Genomic DNA, 17,259 nt, shown 5'->3' with positions numbered 1-17,259 from the left:
TCGATGCAGTGGCTGACACTCTGCCATCGGGAGCAAGCCCCCTCTCACATTTAGGCCTGGGTTACTTTTTCAGGCCCAGTTTCTTCAGTTCTTCATCACGCAATTCGCGACGCAGGATCTTGCCCACGTTGGTGGTCGGCAAGGCATCGCGGAATTCCACGGCCTTGGGCACCTTGTAGCCGGTGACGTTGGCACGCATATGCTCCATCACCTGGTCCTTGGTCAGGGTGGCGCCCGGCTTGACCACGATGAAGATCTTGATGTGTTCCCCGGACTTCTCGTCCGGCACACCAATGGCCGCGCACTGCAGCACGCCCGGCAGGGTCGCCAGCACGTCTTCGAGTTCGTTGGGATAGACGTTGAAACCGGAGACCAGAATCATGTCTTTTTTACGGTCGACAATCCGCATGTAGCCGTCCGGCTGGATGATCGCGATGTCACCGGTCTTCAACCAACCTTCGCTGTCGAGGATCTCGGCGGTGGCGTCTTCGCGCTGCCAGTAGCCCTTCATGACTTGCGGGCCTTTGACGCACAACTCGCCGACCTCGCCCAGGCCCAGCTCGACGCCGTCATCGGTGATGACTTTGCACAAGGTCGACGGCACCGGAATGCCGATAGTGCCGATCTGGATCTTCTGGATCGGGTTGACCGTCGCCACGGGGCTGGTCTCGGTCATGCCGTAGCCTTCGCAGATGTCGCAGCCGGTCACGGCCTTCCAGCGCTCAGCTGCGGCCAGTTGCAGGGCCATGCCGCCGGACAGGGTGACTTTCAGCGCAGAGAAGTCCAGCTTGCGGAAGCCTTCGTTGTTGCACAGCGCCACGAACAGCGTGTTCAGGCCGACAAAGCCGCTGAACTTCCACTTCGACAGCTCCTTGACCATCGCCGGCAGATCGCGCGGGTTGCTGATCAGGATGTTGTGGTTGCCGATCAACATCATCGCCATGCAATGAAAGGTGAACGCATAGATGTGGTACAGCGGCAGCGGAGTGATCAGGATCTCGCAGCCTTCATTGAGGTTGGAGCCCATCAGCGCCTTGCACTGCAGCATGTTCGCCACCAGGTTGCGGTGGGTCAGCATCGCGCCCTTGGCCACGCCGGTGGTGCCGCCGGTGTATTGCAGCACCGCCACGTCGCTGCTGGCCGGGCTGACATCATTGACCGGTTGGCCGTGCCCCTTGGCCAGCACGTCGTTGAACTTGATCGCCTTGGGCAAGTGATAGGCCGGGACCATTTTCTTCACGTACTTGATGACGCTGTTGATCAGCAGGCGCTTGAGCGGCGGCAGCAGGTCGGCGACTTCGGTGACGATCACGTGTTTGACGGCAGTCTTGGGCACGACTTTTTCAGCCAGGTGCGCCATGTTGGCCAGACAGACCAGGGCCTTGGCCCCGGAGTCGTTGAATTGGTGTTCCATTTCCCGCGCGGTGTACAGCGGGTTGGTGTTGACCACAATCAGGCCGGCACGGATGGCACCGAACACGGCGACTGGGTATTGCAGGACGTTGGGCAGTTGCACGGCGATTCGATCGCCAGGCTTCAAATCGGTATGCTGTTGCAGGTACGCGGCGAAAGCGCCGGACAATTCGTACAACTCACCGTAGGTGATTGTCTTGCCCAGGTTGCTGAAAGCCGGTTTGTTGGCGAAGCGCTGGCAGGACTGTTTCAGTACCGCCTGAATATTTGGATACTCGTCTGGATTGATGTCTGCAGCAATCCCGGCGGGGTACTTATCCTTCCAAAAGTCTACGTTCATGGAAGCCCACTCCTCAGCGACGCGAATTCATCATCGCATTTGATGCGATTATTATTGGTGTATGTTTTTTAGGTGAGTCTGGCGCGTTTAAGCAGGCCGAGAGGTCACAAAGCGCGCCGAGAGTAGCAGCTTTGCCAAGGGCCGACTAGAGCCAAAAGAGGCCCCTACAGTCATAAACATGACTCATGAATAACTAATAGTCATTTTTAGAGCAAAAATTCTATACGCTTGAAAATGGCTCTAGAACAGGGCTTAACGGGATAAACACAGACAAATGTGGGAGGGGGCTTGCCCCCGATAGCAGTGAATCAGCCAACATATTTGGTGACTGATCCACTGCCATCGGGGGCAAGCCCCCTCCCCCATTGTCGACTGCATTTCACATCAGGCGATGTCGCGCAACTCGCGCCGCAGGATCTTGCCCACCGGCGTCATCGGCAACGACTCACGCAACACGATGTGCTTGGGCACCTTGTACCCCGTGAAGTTGGTCTTGCAGTAGTTCTTCAACTCCTCAAGGCTCACGCCTTCGGCACGCGCCACCACAAACAGCTTCACCGCCTCCCCCGTGCGCTCGTCCGGTACGCCGATCACCGCGCAGTTGGCCACCGCCGGGTGAGCCATCACCACGTCTTCGATCTCGTTGGGGTAAACGTTGAAACCCGAGACGATGATCAAATCCTTCTTGCGATCCACGATGCGTACAAACCCATCCTCGTCGATCACGGCAATATCGCCGGTCTTGAGCCACCCCTCGGCGTCCAGCGCCTCGGCGGTGGCGGCCGGCTGCTGCCAGTAGCCCTTCATCACCTGCGGGCCCTTGATGCACAGCTCGCCGCGTTCGCCCAGGGGCTGCTCGGCGCCTTCATCATCGATCACCTTCATCGCCGTCCCCGGCACCGGGATGCCTACGGTGCCCAGGCGTGACTGACTGCCATACGGATTGGTGCTGGCCACCGGCGACGTTTCCGTCAGGCCATACCCTTCGCCGATCGCACAACCGGTGAGTTGCTCCCAACGTTCGGCGGTGGCCTTGATCAGCGCCGTGCCACCGGAGTTGGTGAGTTTAAGGCTGGAGAAGTCCAGGCTCTTGAAGTCGGGATGGTCCATCAACGCCACAAACAACGTGTTGAGCCCGAGCAAGCCGGTGAAGCGCCAGTTTTTCAGCTCCTTGATAAAGCCCGCGATGTCACGCGGGTTGGTGATCAACACGTTGTGGTTGCCGGAAACCATCATGCACATGCAGTTCGCGGTGAACGCATAGATGTGGTACAGCGGCAGCGGCGCGATCATCACCTCCTGGCCTTCCTTGATCAGCGGGTGGCCATCCTCGCCGGTCTGCGACATGCAGGCGCGCACCTGCTGCATGTTCGCCACCAGGTTGCCATGGGTGAGCATTGCGCCCTTGGCCAGGCCGGTGGTACCGCCGGTGTATTGCAGCACCGCAACGTCATCGAGGCTCACCGGGTGGCGCGTCACGCCCTGCCCTGCGCCCATGCGCAAGGCGCGCTTGAACGACACCGCGCGCGGCAAGTGATAGGCCGGGACCATTTTCTTCACTTTGTCGACGAGGGTGTTGACCAGCCAGCCCTTGGCCGCTGGCATGAAGTCGCCCATCCTGGCTTCGATCAGGTAGTCGATCTCGGTGTCGGTGCAGACGTCCTGCACCCGCGAACCAAACAGGTTGAGGTAGATCAGGCCGCGCACGCCGGCGTCCTTGAACTGATGACGCATCTCGCGCGGGGTGTACAGCGGGTTGGTGTTGACCACGATCAACCCGGCGCGCAGCGCACCGAACACCGCCACCGGGTAATGCAGCACGTTGGGCATCTGCACCGCGATGCGATCGCCCGGCTTGAGGTCGGTGTGCTGCTGCAGGTAGCCGGCGAACGCCGCACTCTGGCGCTCAAGCTCGGCGTAGGTCAGGGTGACGCCCATGTTGCTGAACGCCGGGCGGTCGGCAAAGGCCTTGCAGGAACGCTCGAAGACTTCAATCACCGACTTGTAGGCGGTCAGATCGATCTCGTTGGGAACGCCCGCCGCGCGTTTGTCATTCCAGAAATCAGGTTGCATTATTCTTGTCCTCTTACCTGAATGTGCCTGGCCGCTTTTCTGCTGCTATAAAAAGCGGAGCTTCGGGGACGTTAGCAGCTATGGCCAAACAGGCAAATACAGGCAATAGCGTCATTGATAGCGTGAATCTTCCTACAAGGGTCTGTACTGATCAGCCGCTTGGCCGAGGATGGGCTATACACTGCAATGACCCCGAGCAAAGGAAGCGCCATGAACCACACCACCTTCTGGCTGACCGCGAATGACCACAGCCGCCTGTACGTCAATCAATGGCTGCCGGACACGCCGCCGAAGGCGTTGATCATGGTGTCCCACGGCATGGCCGAGCATGGCGGTCGCTATGCGCGCCTGGCCGAAGCGTTATGTGGGGCGGGCTACGGGGTGTTTGCCCTGGACCAGCGCGGCCATGGTCGCACCGCCGACGAGGGCACCCTGGGCCTGTTCGCCGAGCGGGACGGCTGGAACAAGGTGGTGGGCGACCTGGCCAGCCTCAACCAGCACATCGGCCAGCAGTTGCCGGGAGTGCCAATCATTTTGCTGGGCCACAGCATGGGCAGCTATATCGCCCAGGCTTACCTGCTGCACCACAGCGCCAGCCTGCATGGGGCGATTCTCAGTGGTTCGAATTTCCAGCCGGTGGCGCTGTACCGCGCCGCGCGGCTGATCGCCCGTGCCGAACGCCTGCGCCAGGGCTTGCGCGGCCGCAGTGCGCTGATCGAGTACCTATCGTTCGGCTCGTTCAACAAAGCGTTCAAGCCCAACCGCACGGCTTTCGACTGGCTCAGCCGTGACCCGGACGAAGTCGACCGCTACCGCCACGACCCGCTTTGTGGGTTCCGCTGCACCAACCAACTGTGGATCGACCTGCTGGGCGGCTTGCAGCAAATCAGCAAAGCGTCCAATCTCGCGCAGATCGATCCGGGCTTGCCGATCCTGGTGATCGGCGGCGAATGTGATCCGGTGAGTGAAGGCAAGCGTCTGAAAAGACTGGCCCATGCCCTGCGTGAGGCTGGCTGCCAGAACCTGCAACTGAATATCTACCCGCAGGCGCGTCACGAACTATTCAACGAAACCAACCGCGACGAAGTCACCGCGGATGTGCTGACGTGGCTCGACCAGGCCCTGACCTCGCGCAGGCCGACTCGCTGCGAATAATTTTTCGTTTAAAATCAGCCAATTAAATTATCGATTAGCCACAGGATGCACCTTTAGATGACCCAGGTAACCAACACCCCATACGAAGCCCTCGAAGTCGGCCAGACCGCCAGCTACAGCAAGACCGTCGAAGAGCGTGACATCCAACTGTTCGCCGCGATGTCCGGCGACCACAACCCGGTACACCTGGATGCGGAATTTGCCAAGGCGACCATGTTCAAGGAGCGAATCGCCCACGGCATGTTCAGCGGCGCCCTGATCAGCGCGGCGGTTGCCTGTGAGCTGCCTGGGCCGGGCACGATCTATATCGGCCAACAGATGAGCTTCCAGAAACCGGTGAAAATCGGCGATACCCTGACCGTGCGTCTGGAAATCCTCGAAAAGCTGCCAAAGTTCCGCGTGCGTATCGCCACCCGCGTGTTCAACCAGCGCGATGAGCTGGTGGTGGATGGCGAAGCGGAAATCCTCGCGCCACGCAAGCAACAGGTCGTGACATTGACCGAACTGCCAGCCATCACCATCGGCTGATCAACTCCCATAAAAAATCCCCGCATCGGCGGGGATTTTTTATTCAGCGACGGCTCACGACTGAGCGCGAGCCTGGTTACGCAAGGCTTTCACCTGATCGTGGTTACGTTGTACGCCGTGGTACTGGCGCTCAACCAAGTCACGAATGCCCCCCAGGTTGTGCTGGGTGATCTTCTCGATCGCTGCTTTGTAAGCCTTGAGGGCGTGGTCTTCACCGCGCTCGGCTTCGTTCAACACAGCCTCTTCGTCTTTACCGGTGACCATCGACTTCACATCGACCCAGCCACGGTGCAGGGCGCCGGCAACGCTGCCGGACTGTTCCGGGTCGCCACCCAGGGCACGCACGGCGGTTTTCAGCTCGGCGGCGGCAGTGGCGCAGTCTGCGGAGCGCTTGGCAAACAGCGCTTTGAGTTCGGGATGCTTGATGTCATCAGCGCACTCTTTGAAACCTTTTTGACCGTCGATGCTGGTTTCGATCAGGTCGTTCAATACGGAGATGGACTCTTTATTGATATCAGTCATTTTTCAATTCCTTATGTGGGTTGAGAAAGGTTGCATTAATGATTGCAGCGCCCGTGCCAGGTTTTAAAAAACAACTTTTTCTTTAGATTTCAATAAGTTAAAAATAATTGAACGATCTGTATGTGCGTTATTTGCATGATCTGTCATTTGGCCTTCATGCAGAATGCCTGTATTTTCCAAGACCTCGATGCAAACGCCTGAGCCGTCATGAACCCCGAAAAACTCGAACTGCTGATCACCCGCGAAATGCCCTTCGGCAAGTACAAGGGACGGATCATCGCCGACCTGCCCGGCCCCTACCTGAACTGGTTTGCCCGCGAAGGTTTCCCCCACGGCGAGCTGGGCGGGTTGCTGGCATTGATGCAGGAAATCGACCACAACGGCCTGTCCGAACTGCTGGAGCCACTGCGCGCCAAACACGGCAAACCCGCGCCTCGTCACTAGGAACCCGCACCATGCCATGCAATGCAGCCAACGAAGCGCACTGGCAGGCCATCGCCGACCGCTATGCACTGGAGCCAGGCCCGATCAACCTGGAAAACGGCTACTTCGGGCGCATGAGCCGCGTGGTGCAAGCGCAGTACCTCGAGCACGTCGCGTTTATCAACCGCAGTAACGCGGTGCATGTGCGCCAGCGTTTCGAGCAGGGCGAAAACGTCGAGATCCGCCGCCAACTGGCCGAACTGATCGACGCCGACCCCGAATCGGTCGCCTTCACCCGCAACGCCACCGAAGCCTTGCAGTCGCTGATCCGCAACTACAACCGCCTGCAACCGGGCGACCAAGTGCTGATCAGCGACCTGGAATACGACACGGTCAAGGCCGCCATGCGCTGGTTGGCCGGCTACCGAGGGGTGGAAGTGATCGAAATTTCCCACGCCCACCCGGCCAGTTTCGATAGCTTGCTGCAGAGCTATCGCGATGCCTTCGTCCAATACCCTCGCCTGAAACTGATGGCGTTGACCTACGTGACCCACCGCACCGGCTTGGTCATGCCGGTCGAAGCCATTGCCAGAGCGGTTCGCGAACACGCTGTCGACGTGATCCTCGACGGCGCCCACGCCCTTGGCCAGATCGAGTTCAACCTCGCTGAACTGGGTATCGCTTTCGCCGGTTTCAACCTGCACAAATGGATTGGCGCACCGCTGACCCTGGGTTTTCTATATATAGCCACCGAGCGCCTGGCCGACATCGACCCGGACATGGGTGAGTTCCATTACCCCATCACCGACGTGCGCGCCCGCACGCCCTACAGCACGCCGAACTTCCCGGCGCTGATGACCTTGCCGCTGGTGTTCGAAGAACACCGCGCATTGGGGGGCGCCGCGGCCAAAGGCGCACGGATGAATTACCTGCGGGATCTGTGGGTACGCCAGGTGCGGCCATTACCGGGGATTGAAGTGCTGACCTCGGATGATCCGCGACTGTATTGCGGGATCACGGCGTTCAAGTTCATCGGGCGGGATCAGCCGGTGATGGCGGACCGCCTGCTCAGGGACTACAACCTGTTTACCACTACCCGCAGTGGAGCGGCGTTCGGCACCTGTATCCGGGTGACACCGGGGTTGGCGACATCAACCGCAGACATCCATGCACTGATCAACGCCATCACCGCACTCAGCGCGGCTGAAAAATGTGGGAGGGGGCTTGCTCCCGATTGCAGAGTGTCAGTCAGCGAAAATATCGGCTGATACACCGTTATCGGGAGCAAGCTCCCTCCCACATTTGAAGATGTGTGGGTCTCAAGGTTTTGCGCAGGCAAAAAAAAGCGGTCCGCCGACCAAGCGCACCGCAAAAATGCCGTTAAGCACAGCAACAACGATTCGATGAATCAGCTCAGTCCAGCAGCGCCAGTGCCTCGGCGGTGACTTCCTGGATACGCGCCCAGTCGCCGTTCTTGACCCATTCCGGGTCGAGCATCCAGCTACCGCCCACGCACATCACGTTTTTCAACGCCATGTAGCTCTTGATATTGGCCGGGCCAACGCCGCCGGTCGGGCAGAATTTCACTTCGCCAAACGGGCCGCCCAGGGCTTTGATGGCTGCGACGCCGCCGCTGACTTCGGCCGGGAACAGTTTGAAGCGGCGATAACCCAGGCTATAGCCTTCCATGATTCCGGAGGCATTGCTGATGCCCGGCAGCAGTGGGATCGGGCTGTGGACCGAAGCTTCAAGCAGGTCGCGGGTAATGCCGGGGGTGACGATAAATTGCGAGCCGGCAACCTCCGCGGCTTCGAGCATATGCCGATCGAGCACGGTGCCGGCGCCGGTACACAACTCCGGGCGTTGCTCGCGCAGGACCTGAATGGCCTTGAGGCCGAACTCGGAACGCAGGGTCACTTCCAATGCGGTCAAACCACCGGCTGCCAGGGCGTCGGCCAGTGGCAGGATGTCTTGTTCACGGGCGATGGTGATCACCGGCAGGATCCGCGCCTTGGCGCAGAGGCTGTCGATCAGGGCAACTTTATCCGCCATGGACACGGTCGATTGAGGGCTTTTCATAGCGGCTGATCCTTGGCTCATGGGCACCAGTAAATCTCTAATGTAGGTTGCAAAAATGCGCGAATCGGCATGGCAGCAACGTCGTTGCTGGCCAGCGCGGCGCTCAACGTGGTCAATTTCGAACTGCCGGAAATCGACAGTACGGTGTAGTTCGCCGTAGCCAGCAGCGCGCGACTCATGGTCAGGCGCTGGCGTGGTACGGTCGGCGCGAGCATCGGCCAGCAACGGCGGGTACCGTCGGCCTGCAGGGCTTCGCTCAGGTTCGGACTGTTGGGGAACAACGACGCGGTGTGGCCGTCGTCGCCCATGCCCAGTACCAGCACATCAATGGCTGGCAGTTCGGCCAGCAGGCGATCAGCCTGCTCGGCGGCATCTTCAAGATTGGCGGCGGCGCTGTACAGGCTGAGGAACTTGGCCTTGGCTGCCGGGCCTTGCAACAGGTACTTCTTCAACAGGCCGGCATTGCTGTCGACGTGCTCCACCGGCACCCAGCGCTCATCGGCCAGGCTGACGGTGACTTTGGACCAGTCCAGACCCTGCTTGGCCAGGTTCTGGAAAAACGCCACGGGGCTACGGCCGCCGGACACCACCAGGGTCGCTTCGCCACGGGCACTGATGGCCGCGCGCAGTTGTTCGGCCACGTCGTTGGCCAGGCCATCGGCCAGCAACGCCGGCGAACGGTACTCATGGGCAGTGACGCCCTGAGGCAGTTTCAATTCAGATATCGCCATACCACGACCTCCCATCCCGCGTGATCAGTGCAATCGAGCTCATCGGCCCCCAGGAACCCGCCGCATACGGCTTGGGCGCATCACCGGATTTTTTCCACCCGGCGATCAACTGGTCACACCACTTCCACGCGGCTTCGATTTCATCTTTGCGAACAAACAGATTCTGATTGCCGCGCATTACTTCCAGCAACAACCGCTCGTAGGCATCGGGAATCCGCGCGCTGCGATAGGTGTCGGAAAAATTCAGTTGCAGCGGACCGCTGCGCAGTTGCATGCCCTTGTCCAGGCCCTGCTCCTTGGTCATCACGCGCAAGGAAATACCTTCGTCCGGTTGCAGGCGGATGATCAGTTTGTTGCTGATCTGCAAGCGCTGCTCGGGGGCGAAGATGTAGTGGGACGGTTCCTTGAAGTGGATAACGATCTGCGACAGCTTTTGCGGCATGCGCTTGCCGGTACGCAGATAGAACGGCACCCCGGCCCAGCGCCAGTTGCGGATATCGGCGCGCAGGGCGACGAAGGTTTCGGTATCGCTCTGGGTGTTGGAATTCTCTTCTTCCAGGTAACCCGGCACCGGCTTGCCGGCGCTGTAGCCGGCGATGTACTGGCCGCGTACCACCTGGGTGGTCAGGCCGTCCGGGCTGATCGGCGCCAGGGCCTTGAGCACCTTGACCTTCTCGTCACGGATGCTGTCGGCGGACAGGTCGGCCGGCGGGTCCATGGCAATCAGGCACAGCAGCTGCAGCAGGTGATTCTGGATCATGTCCCGCAGCTGCCCGGCCTTGTCGAAGTAACCCCAGCGGCCTTCGATGCCGACCTGCTCGGCCACGGTGATTTCCACGTGGGAAATGTAGTTCTGGTTCCACTGGGTCTCGAACAGACTGTTGGCGAAACGCAGGGCGATCAGGTTCTGGACGGTTTCTTTGCCCAGGTAATGGTCGATGCGGTACGTGCGGTTTTCCGGGAAAAACTGTGCGACAGCGTCGTTGACCTTGCGCGAAGATTCCAGGTCCGAGCCGATGGGTTTTTCCAGCACCACGCGGGTATTGTCCGCCAGGCCGACCTTGGACAGGTTTTCGCAGATCGCCCCGTACACCGCCGCAGGCGTGGCGAAGTAGGCGATCAGGCGCTGCCCGGTGCCGGCTTTTTCAGCCAGGACCACGTAGTCATCGGCGTTCATGAAATCGACGTGAACATACGTCAGGCGCGCCAGGAAACGCTGGGCGATGGCTTCGTCCAGTTCCTTGCCGACGTATTTGCGCAGTTCTGTTTCAATATGCGCCAGGTGCTGTTGCTCGGAACCGGCTTCGCGGGCCAGGGCCAGGATGCGCGTGTCGTCGTGCAAGAGCCCGGCACCATCGAGTTGATAGAGGGCAGGAAATAACTTGCGCAGCGCCAGATCACCCAACGCGCCAAACAGGGCAAAGGTGCAGGGTTCTACCGTTATCGAAGGCATGATGTTTGTTCTTTTATCAAGTTAAGCTACAAATACCTTTTTTCAAGGCATCACTCAAGGAAAAATGTAGTAATAACCACAACATTTTCCCGAAATACGCATTCCGAGTGGTGGTGTTCAGCTACCCTAAGTAGGATAGGCCACCGCAAAGGGCCACTCGTCGATTGGTGACCACCCTTTATTTGCATCGTCGCCCCAAGGAAACACTGTATGGACCGCGTGCGAAATCTTCTGGAACAGATCCGGAACCGCCTCGAAGAATTGAACAAGGCCGAGAAAAAAGTCGCCGAGGTCATCCTGCTCAACCCACAGCAGGCGACCCGCTTCTCGATCGCAGCCCTCGCCCAAGCCGCCTCGGTCAGTGAACCGACGGTCAACCGTTTCTGCCGTTCGTTCGGCGTCAGCGGTTACCCTGAACTCAAATTGCAACTGGCGCAAAGCCTGGCCAGCGGCGCGGCGTATGTCAGCCGTGCGGTGGAGGCCGATGATGACCCCGAGGCCTACACCCAGAAGATCTTCGGCAGCGCCATTGCCTCTCTGGACAGCGCCTGCCAGGCCCTCGACCCGAACCTGATCAGCAAGGCCGTGGACCTGTTGATCCAGGCGCGCCAGATCCACTTCTTCGGCCTCGGCGCGTCCGCCCCGGTGGCCATGGATGCGTTGCACAAGTTTTTTCGCTTCAACCTGTCGGTGACCGCCCATGCCGACGTGCTGATGCAGCGCATGATTGCTTCGGTGGCGCACACCGGCGAGCTGTTCGTGATCATCTCCTACACCGGGCGTACCCGCGAGCTGGTGGAAGTGGCGCGGATTGCCCGGGAAAACGGCGCATCGGTGCTGGGTGTGACCGCCGAGAACTCGCCGCTGGCCAAGGTCAGCACCGTGAGCCTGAACATTCCGCTGCCGGAAGACACCGACATCTATATGCCGATGACCTCGCGGATCATCCAACTGACGGTGCTGGATGTACTGGCAACCGGCATGACCTTGCGCCGTGGCGTGGACTTCCAGCCGCACCTGCGCAAGATCAAAGAGAGCTTGAATGACAGCCGGTATCCGGTTGGCGACGAGTTCAACTGAGGCAGACAATGCCTCCAGCAGTCCCGGCCTCTTCGCGAGCCAGCCCGCTCCCACATTTTGACGAGTCCGATCTTGGAATACGCTTCAAATGTGGGAGCGAGCTTGCTCGCGAAGACGGTATCAGCAACAGCGCTAAACCCCAGCCCTGGCCTGCAAACTCAGATGCGCCCGCTCCCCCGGCGCCAGGCTGGCCCCGGCCATCGCCGACTCCACGCATACAAACCCCGACGCCTCATTAAAACTGACGCCCAACAGCGGCCGGCTGCCCGGGTGCCACACCACGGTGTCGGCGCTGTCGCCGGTGTCGATGCACAATTCGCGCTGCCAGGCGTGGTCCTTGAGGTGTAGCTCGCCCTCATGCTGGAACACGCGCTGACACCCGCCTTCCACGCGCAACTCGCCTTCCTGCTGGCAAGCCTGGCGATTGAGCTGGTCATAACCTTGCGCCCCGTCGAGCCCAGACAGCGCTATCTCACCGACATTGCCAATCCGCCAGTAAGCGTGCAACGCATGGCTCAGTTGGCACGGCAGCTCATCCTGATGCTCGGTACACAAGCGCAACTCCAGGGTTTCGCCCAGGTGCGCGTGCAAGTCCACCTGCCAGTCGCACAACTGCAACTGCCAGTGCAGGCGCACGCCGTCGTCGTCGGTGTTGCTGTCGAGCAGTTTCCAATCGATCAGCCGCGCCCAACCATGGGACGGCCACGCATTTTCGCTGGGATGCCGGCCATACCACGGCCAGCACACCGGCACGCCGCCGCGAATGGCACCGACTTGTGGCCACTTGGCTGCGCACCACAACCAGGGTTTCTGCCCACGGGGCTGAAAATGCAGCAATTGCGCGCCCTGGCGGCTGAATACCGCCTGGCACAACGGATGGTCGATCACCAACACATCGCGCGTCTGGAAGCGCTCCCAGGCGAACACCGGACGCTCGCGCAGGGATTTGAAAAAGCGTTGCAGCGGATGCTCATGCATGTGCCACGGTCCTGAATATCTTCACAGTGCAATCCAAAAAAAAGCGGATAGCCATGGCTACCCGCAAATGCGCACAGAGAGAAGGAGCTTATCGCAACAGCGTTAGAACACCGACTGAATTTTCAGACCGGCCACCAGCGCGTTGTCGACTTTATCCACGCCGCCCGGGTGGACGACGTATTGCAGGTTGGGACGCACGGTCAGCCAGTTGGTGACGTGGAAACCGTAGTTGATTTCGTAGTTGTACTCGGTGCTGCGCAGCGGCGCGTACAGTGGGTTGTCGTAGTCGCTCACGCCATTGGCAACGTTGAGCAGCTCGGCGTTTTTCTTCACGTCATCGTTAACGTGCAGACGAGCAGCGCCAATCCCCACGTCGTCTTTTGGACGCGCGTCGAAAGGCCCTTTGTACACCAACATGATCGACTGGTAGTTATCGACGGTGTTGGTGTCCTTGTCGTGGAACGTGGCGTTGGCCGCGATGTTCAGACCACGAGACGCGTCGCCGTTATGGGTAGTGAGTTGCTGTTGCGCAACGAACCAATAGCCTTTTTTGCTGCTGTGGGTACGGTAGGCCGCGCCGGTGGTGGCAGCATCGTTGCCGTTGACGTCTTCACGGACGTCGCTGGCATCGGCGGCGCTCTTGTAGTAACCCACACGGTATTCGCCCGGCAGGTTATTGACCTTCGGCGACCAGACCAATTCCACCGGGATCACGGTGCCCTTGGTGCCACTGCCGCTGAGTTTGAAGCCGTTGCCGTGCTCCAACTGCGACGGGTTCTGGTTGTACGCACCGATCTGCGCATACAGCTCAGGCGTGATGTGGTACTTCACGCGGATCGCGGCCTGGGCGACCGGCCAGTTGTACCAGGTGCTGACGTAGTTACCGACCTGGGAGCCGCAGAACGACAAGTTCTGGAAGTCGCACGGGAAGGTGTTGAAGTCTTCGCCTTCACCGAAGTAACCGAGCTTCACGTCCAGCTTGTTGTCGAACATCTGGTGCTGAATCCAGAACTGGGTCAGACGCACCATGTGGCCACGGCCGTACACTTCTTGAGACGAGCTCAAGGTGCCAGCACGCGGATCACCGATACGGTCGTTGGAGATGTTCTGGCCGTTACGGTTGGTCAGCTGGATCTTGGCCTGGGTGTTATCCCAGCCCCACAACTTTTGCAGATCCAGTGCCACGCCCAGACCGAACTGGTCAGCGTAACGCGCCGTTTTGTCGTTGTTGTAGCCGCCGCTCAGGTTGCCACCGACTTCGCCGACGTAGTCAGCCTTGATATCGATACCTTGCTCGATCAGCTTGGTCCGCTCACCGCCCCAATCGCCGGTCATCCATTTGGAATCGGCGCTGAACGCGTCGTCCGCCATCGCATTGGCGGACAGGACCAGGGCTGCCACTGCTGACAATTGGCAGATCAGCCGGGTGTTGTTGTGTTGCTTTTTCATCCCTACATCCTCGTCTTTATTGTTATTAAACTGTTTTTATCTAACGCGGGTTACATTTTTTTTAATAAAAACAACAACTTACCTAATTCAGCGACCCTTGAACTGGGCCACGTTGTCGGCACGATCCTGTGCCGGCAGCGACGCAGCGGTGCCCAGGCGCTCGCCGGTCTTGGCATCGAACAGCAACACTTTGGCCGGATCGAATTGCAGGGTCAGGGTCTCGCCCACCTGCGGCGCCACATCGGGCGCCAGGCGGCAGCAGACCTTGGTGTCATTGAGCTGCACGAACACCAGGGTGTCCGGGCCGGTCGGCTCGGTGACCTGGACTTCGGCACGAATACTCGACGCACCGTTGCCCTTCCCCGTCGCCAGCACGATTTGCTCCGGGCGCAGGCCGAGGATCACGTCACGGTCTTCCAGGCCGGCGTTGCTCATGCTCAGCGGCAGCTCGCAACGCGCCTGGCCGCTGTCGAGCAGCGCTACCAGGCCGCCGTCCTTGCGCTGCAGGCGCAGAGGAATGAAGTTCATCGGCGGCGAACCGATAAAGCTCGCCACGAACAGGTTGGCCGGATCGTTGTAGATCTCTTTCGGCGTGCCGAACTGCTGGATGATGCCGTCCTTCATCACCGCCACTTTGTCGCCCAGGGTCATCGCTTCGATCTGGTCGTGGGTGACGTAGACGGTGGTGGTTTTCAGACGCTGGTGCATCAGCTTCATTTCGGTACGCATCTCGACGCGCAGCTTGGCGTCGAGGTTGGACAGCGGTTCGTCGAACAGGTAGATCTTCGGCCGACGCGCCAGGGCCCGGCCCATGGCCACGCGCTGTTGCTGGCCGCCGGAGAGTTGGCCCGGCTTGCGGTTGAGCAGGTGTTCGATCTGCAGCAGCTTGGCCACCCGCGCCACTTCGGCGTCGATATCGGCCTGGGGCATCTTGCGAATCTTCAGGCCGAACTCGATGTTTTCACGCACGCTCATGGTCGGATACAGCGCGTAGGACTGGAACACCATGGCGATGTCGCGATCCTTGGGGCTCATGCCGCTGACGTCCTGGTCGCCGATCATGATCGCGCCGCCGGTGATGGTCTCAAGGCCCGCGATGCAGTTCATCAGCGTGGACTTGCCGCACCCCGACGGGCCGACCAGGATCAGGAACTCGCCTTCCTTGATCGACAGTTCGATGTTCTTCAAGGTGTCGGGCAGGCCGGCGCCATAGGTCTTGTTTACATTGCGAAGTTCAAGCGTAGCCATGATTACCCCTTGACCGCGCCGGCCGTGAGGCCGCGCACGAAATACTTGCCTGCGATCACATAGACCAGCAGGGTCGGCAGCCCGGCGATCATCGCCGCCGCCATATCCACGTTATATTCCTTGGCCCCGGTGCTGGTGTTGACCAGGTTGTTCAGCGCCACCGTGATGGGCTGCGAGTCGCCGCTGGAGAACACCACGCCGAACAGGAAGTCGTTCCAGATCTGAGTGAACTGCCAGATCAGGCAGACCATGATGATCGGGGTCGACATCGGCAGGATGATCAGACGGAAGATGGTGAAGAAACCTGCACCGTCCAGGCGCGCCGCCTTGATCAACGCATCCGGAATGCTCACGTAGTAGTTACGGAAAAACAGCGTAGTGAACGCCAGGCCGTAGACCACATGGATAAACACCAGGCCGGTGGTGGTGCTGGCCAGGCCCATCTTGCCGAGGGTGAACGACGCGGGCAGCAGCACGGTCTGGAACGGCAGGAAGCAGCCGAACAGCAACAGGCCGAAGAACAACTGCGAACCACGGAAGCGCCAGAACGACAGCACATAGCCGTTCAACGCACCGATGGCGGTGGAAATCAGCACAGCCGGCACGGTGATCTTGATCGAGTTCCAGAAGTAGCCATCCACCGTGGCCCAGGCCTTGACCCAGCCGATGCCGGTGACCACGGTCGGCCAGCTCAACAGGTTGCCGGTGCTGATGTCTTCCGGGGTCTTGAAGCTGGTGAGCAACATCACCACCAGCGGCACCAGGTACAGCAGCACCGCGAAGATCAGCACCGCGTAGATCGCGATGCGGCTCAGGCTGATGGCAGGTTTTGCGGCAAGACTAGTCATTACGCTTGGTCCTCAGCTCGGAGTACAGGTACGGCACGATGATCGCGAGGATCGCACCGAGCATCAGGATTGCACTGGCCGAACCCATGCCCATCTGGCCGCGACTGAAGGTGAACGAGTACATGAACATCGCCGGCAGGTCGGACGAGTAGCCCGGTCCGCCTGCGGTCATCGCCGCCACCAGGTCGAAACTCTTGATCGCGATGTGCGCCAGGATCATCACCGCACTGAAGAACACCGGACGCAGGCTCGGCAGCACCACGCTCCAGTAGATGCGCGGCAGGCTTGCACCGTCGATCTGCGCGGCACGGATGATCGATTGATCGACGCCACGCAGGCCGGCCAGGAACATCGCCATGATGAAACCGGAGGCTTGCCACACGGCAGCGATCACCAGGCAATAGACCACGCGGTCCGGGTCGATCAGCCAGTCGAGACGGAAGCCTTGCCAGCCCCAGTCCCGCAGAAGTTTGTCCAGGCCCATGCCCGGGTTGAGCAGCCATTTCCAGGCCGTACCGGTGACGATCATCGAGAGCGCCATCGGGTACAGGTAAATGGTGCGGATAAAGCCTTCACGACGGATTTTCTGGTCGAGGAAAATCGCCAGCGTCACACCGATCACCAGGGTGATACCGATGAACATTCCGCCGAACAGCGCCAGGTTCTTGCTCGCGACCCACCAGCGATCGTTGTCGAACAACCGCTCGTACTGCGCAAGGCCCGCCCATTTGTAGCTCGGCAGGAACGTCGACGTGGTGAACGACAGCACAAACGTCCACAGGATGTAACCGTAGAAGCCCACCAACACGATGAACATGCTTGGCGCCAGCACCAGTTTGGGTAGCCAGCGCTGCAGGGCATCGAACGGCGAGGCTTTGCTGAACACAGCAACAGAGCTCATGGGAAAATCCAATACAGAGGAAAAGGACTACAGGAACG

16 protein-coding genes are annotated in these 17,259 nt (G+C 59.9%); 5 read left to right on the top strand and 11 right to left on the bottom strand.

Annotated elements, in window-relative coordinates; translation table 11 throughout:
* Positions 1-61: 61 nt before the first annotated feature.
* Together fadD1 and fadD2 are read right to left on the bottom strand one after the other, a co-directional pair.
* Positions 62-1,753, bottom strand: a complete 1,692-nt coding sequence (gene fadD1, locus AC07W0_RS18505; protein WP_017847197.1) for a long-chain-fatty-acid--CoA ligase FadD1 — start codon at positions 1,751-1,753, stop codon at positions 62-64.
* Positions 1,754-2,137: 384 nt separating this feature from the next.
* Positions 2,138-3,826, bottom strand: coding sequence for a long-chain-fatty-acid--CoA ligase FadD2 (fadD2, locus tag AC07W0_RS18500; RefSeq protein WP_017847196.1), 1,689 nt, complete (start codon positions 3,824-3,826; stop codon positions 2,138-2,140).
* Between the two features lie 210 nt (positions 3,827-4,036).
* Here fadD2 and AC07W0_RS18495 point away from each other — a divergent pair, with 210 nt between their 5' ends.
* Together AC07W0_RS18495 and AC07W0_RS18490 are read left to right on the top strand one after the other, a co-directional pair.
* Positions 4,037-4,981: an alpha/beta hydrolase gene (locus tag AC07W0_RS18495; RefSeq protein WP_046489897.1), complete on the top strand. Its 945-nt coding sequence runs from the start codon at positions 4,037-4,039 to the stop codon at positions 4,979-4,981.
* A 57-nt stretch (positions 4,982-5,038) separates the two neighbouring features.
* Entirely contained in the window at positions 5,039-5,509 is a 471-nt protein-coding gene (locus AC07W0_RS18490; RefSeq protein WP_017847194.1) for a MaoC family dehydratase, read from the top strand.
* A gap of 54 nt (positions 5,510-5,563) precedes the next feature.
* Here AC07W0_RS18490 and AC07W0_RS18485 read toward each other — a convergent pair whose 3' ends face one another.
* A complete protein-coding gene (locus tag AC07W0_RS18485; protein WP_102617877.1) occupies positions 5,564-6,031 on the bottom strand; it encodes a ferritin-like domain-containing protein in 468 nt (155 codons plus the stop codon).
* Between the two features lie 207 nt (positions 6,032-6,238).
* On the opposite strand from AC07W0_RS18485, the gene AC07W0_RS18480 reads away from it, so the two are divergent.
* Positions 6,239-6,475 carry a DUF3820 family protein gene (locus AC07W0_RS18480; RefSeq protein ID WP_003213031.1) on the top strand — a complete coding sequence of 79 codons (237 nt, stop codon included), beginning with the start codon at positions 6,239-6,241 and terminating at the stop codon, positions 6,473-6,475.
* An 11-nt stretch (positions 6,476-6,486) separates the two neighbouring features.
* A complete protein-coding gene (locus tag AC07W0_RS18475) occupies positions 6,487-7,722 on the top strand; it encodes an aminotransferase class V-fold PLP-dependent enzyme (protein ID WP_102617878.1) in 1,236 nt (411 codons plus the stop codon).
* Between the two features lie 145 nt (positions 7,723-7,867).
* Here the strand turns inward: AC07W0_RS18475 and AC07W0_RS18470 are convergent, their stop codons facing one another.
* From AC07W0_RS18470 to zwf, 3 genes are read right to left on the bottom strand one after another with little or no spacing between them, the layout of a single operon-like run.
* On the bottom strand, positions 7,868-8,533 hold the full coding sequence (locus AC07W0_RS18470) for a bifunctional 4-hydroxy-2-oxoglutarate aldolase/2-dehydro-3-deoxy-phosphogluconate aldolase (RefSeq protein ID WP_017847191.1): 666 nt from the start codon (positions 8,531-8,533) through the stop codon (positions 7,868-7,870).
* A 17-nt stretch (positions 8,534-8,550) separates the two neighbouring features.
* Positions 8,551-9,264, bottom strand: a complete 714-nt coding sequence (pgl, locus tag AC07W0_RS18465) for a 6-phosphogluconolactonase (RefSeq protein ID WP_046382287.1) — start codon at positions 9,262-9,264, stop codon at positions 8,551-8,553.
* A complete protein-coding gene (gene zwf / locus AC07W0_RS18460; RefSeq protein WP_017847189.1) occupies positions 9,251-10,717 on the bottom strand; it encodes a glucose-6-phosphate dehydrogenase in 1,467 nt (488 codons plus the stop codon). The genes pgl and zwf overlap by 14 nt, the downstream gene beginning before the upstream one ends.
* Before the next feature lie 219 nt (positions 10,718-10,936).
* On the opposite strand from zwf, the gene AC07W0_RS18455 reads away from it, so the two are divergent.
* Positions 10,937-11,797 (top strand): MurR/RpiR family transcriptional regulator, encoded by an 861-nt coding sequence (locus AC07W0_RS18455; protein ID WP_169850571.1) that lies wholly within the window; start codon positions 10,937-10,939, stop codon positions 11,795-11,797.
* Between the two features lie 132 nt (positions 11,798-11,929).
* Here AC07W0_RS18455 and AC07W0_RS18450 read toward each other — a convergent pair whose 3' ends face one another.
* The 5 genes from AC07W0_RS18450 to AC07W0_RS18430 all read right to left on the bottom strand — a co-directional run bounded on the left by AC07W0_RS18450 (position 11,930) and on the right by AC07W0_RS18430 (position 17,221).
* A complete protein-coding gene (locus tag AC07W0_RS18450) occupies positions 11,930-12,775 on the bottom strand; it encodes a D-hexose-6-phosphate mutarotase (protein WP_017847187.1) in 846 nt (281 codons plus the stop codon).
* A 102-nt stretch (positions 12,776-12,877) separates the two neighbouring features.
* Positions 12,878-14,224, bottom strand: a complete 1,347-nt coding sequence (locus AC07W0_RS18445) for a carbohydrate porin (RefSeq protein WP_017847186.1) — start codon at positions 14,222-14,224, stop codon at positions 12,878-12,880.
* Between the two features lie 87 nt (positions 14,225-14,311).
* Positions 14,312-15,472: an ABC transporter ATP-binding protein gene (locus tag AC07W0_RS18440; RefSeq protein ID WP_102617879.1), complete on the bottom strand. Its 1,161-nt coding sequence runs from the start codon at positions 15,470-15,472 to the stop codon at positions 14,312-14,314.
* 2 nt (positions 15,473-15,474) lie between these two features.
* Positions 15,475-16,320, bottom strand: a complete 846-nt coding sequence (locus AC07W0_RS18435; protein WP_017847184.1) for a carbohydrate ABC transporter permease — start codon at positions 16,318-16,320, stop codon at positions 15,475-15,477.
* Positions 16,313-17,221 carry a carbohydrate ABC transporter permease gene (locus AC07W0_RS18430; RefSeq protein WP_026140056.1) on the bottom strand — a complete coding sequence of 303 codons (909 nt, stop codon included), beginning with the start codon at positions 17,219-17,221 and terminating at the stop codon, positions 16,313-16,315. The genes AC07W0_RS18435 and AC07W0_RS18430 overlap by 8 nt, the downstream gene beginning before the upstream one ends.
* Positions 17,222-17,259 lie beyond the last annotated feature (38 nt).

The organism is Pseudomonas sp. GW704-F2 (assembly GCF_059423025.1).
The sequence above is the reverse complement of the archived record's forward strand: the minus strand, read 5'-3'. Positions and strand labels throughout refer to the sequence as shown.

Coding starts and splice junctions, on each gene's coding strand:
- fadD2 (WP_017847196.1), bottom strand. CDS start 3,826: ATGCAACCTGATTTCTGGAATGACAAACGCGCGGCGGGCGTTCCCAAC.
- AC07W0_RS18435 (WP_017847184.1), bottom strand. CDS start 16,320: ATGACTAGTCTTGCCGCAAAACCTGCCATCAGCCTGAGCCGCATCGCG.
- AC07W0_RS18480 (WP_003213031.1), top strand. CDS start 6,239: ATGAACCCCGAAAAACTCGAACTGCTGATCACCCGCGAAATGCCCTTC.
- AC07W0_RS18440 (WP_102617879.1), bottom strand. CDS start 15,472: ATGGCTACGCTTGAACTTCGCAATGTAAACAAGACCTATGGCGCCGGC.
- zwf (WP_017847189.1), bottom strand. CDS start 10,717: ATGCCTTCGATAACGGTAGAACCCTGCACCTTTGCCCTGTTTGGCGCG.
- AC07W0_RS18430 (WP_026140056.1), bottom strand. CDS start 17,221: ATGAGCTCTGTTGCTGTGTTCAGCAAAGCCTCGCCGTTCGATGCCCTG.
- AC07W0_RS18450 (WP_017847187.1), bottom strand. CDS start 12,775: ATGCATGAGCATCCGCTGCAACGCTTTTTCAAATCCCTGCGCGAGCGT.
- AC07W0_RS18495 (WP_046489897.1), top strand. CDS start 4,037: ATGAACCACACCACCTTCTGGCTGACCGCGAATGACCACAGCCGCCTG.
- pgl (WP_046382287.1), bottom strand. CDS start 9,264: ATGGCGATATCTGAATTGAAACTGCCTCAGGGCGTCACTGCCCATGAG.
- AC07W0_RS18470 (WP_017847191.1), bottom strand. CDS start 8,533: ATGAAAAGCCCTCAATCGACCGTGTCCATGGCGGATAAAGTTGCCCTG.
- AC07W0_RS18445 (WP_017847186.1), bottom strand. CDS start 14,224: ATGAAAAAGCAACACAACAACACCCGGCTGATCTGCCAATTGTCAGCA.
- AC07W0_RS18485 (WP_102617877.1), bottom strand. CDS start 6,031: ATGACTGATATCAATAAAGAGTCCATCTCCGTATTGAACGACCTGATC.
- AC07W0_RS18490 (WP_017847194.1), top strand. CDS start 5,039: ATGACCCAGGTAACCAACACCCCATACGAAGCCCTCGAAGTCGGCCAG.
- AC07W0_RS18475 (WP_102617878.1), top strand. CDS start 6,487: ATGCCATGCAATGCAGCCAACGAAGCGCACTGGCAGGCCATCGCCGAC.
- fadD1 (WP_017847197.1), bottom strand. CDS start 1,753: ATGAACGTAGACTTTTGGAAGGATAAGTACCCCGCCGGGATTGCTGCA.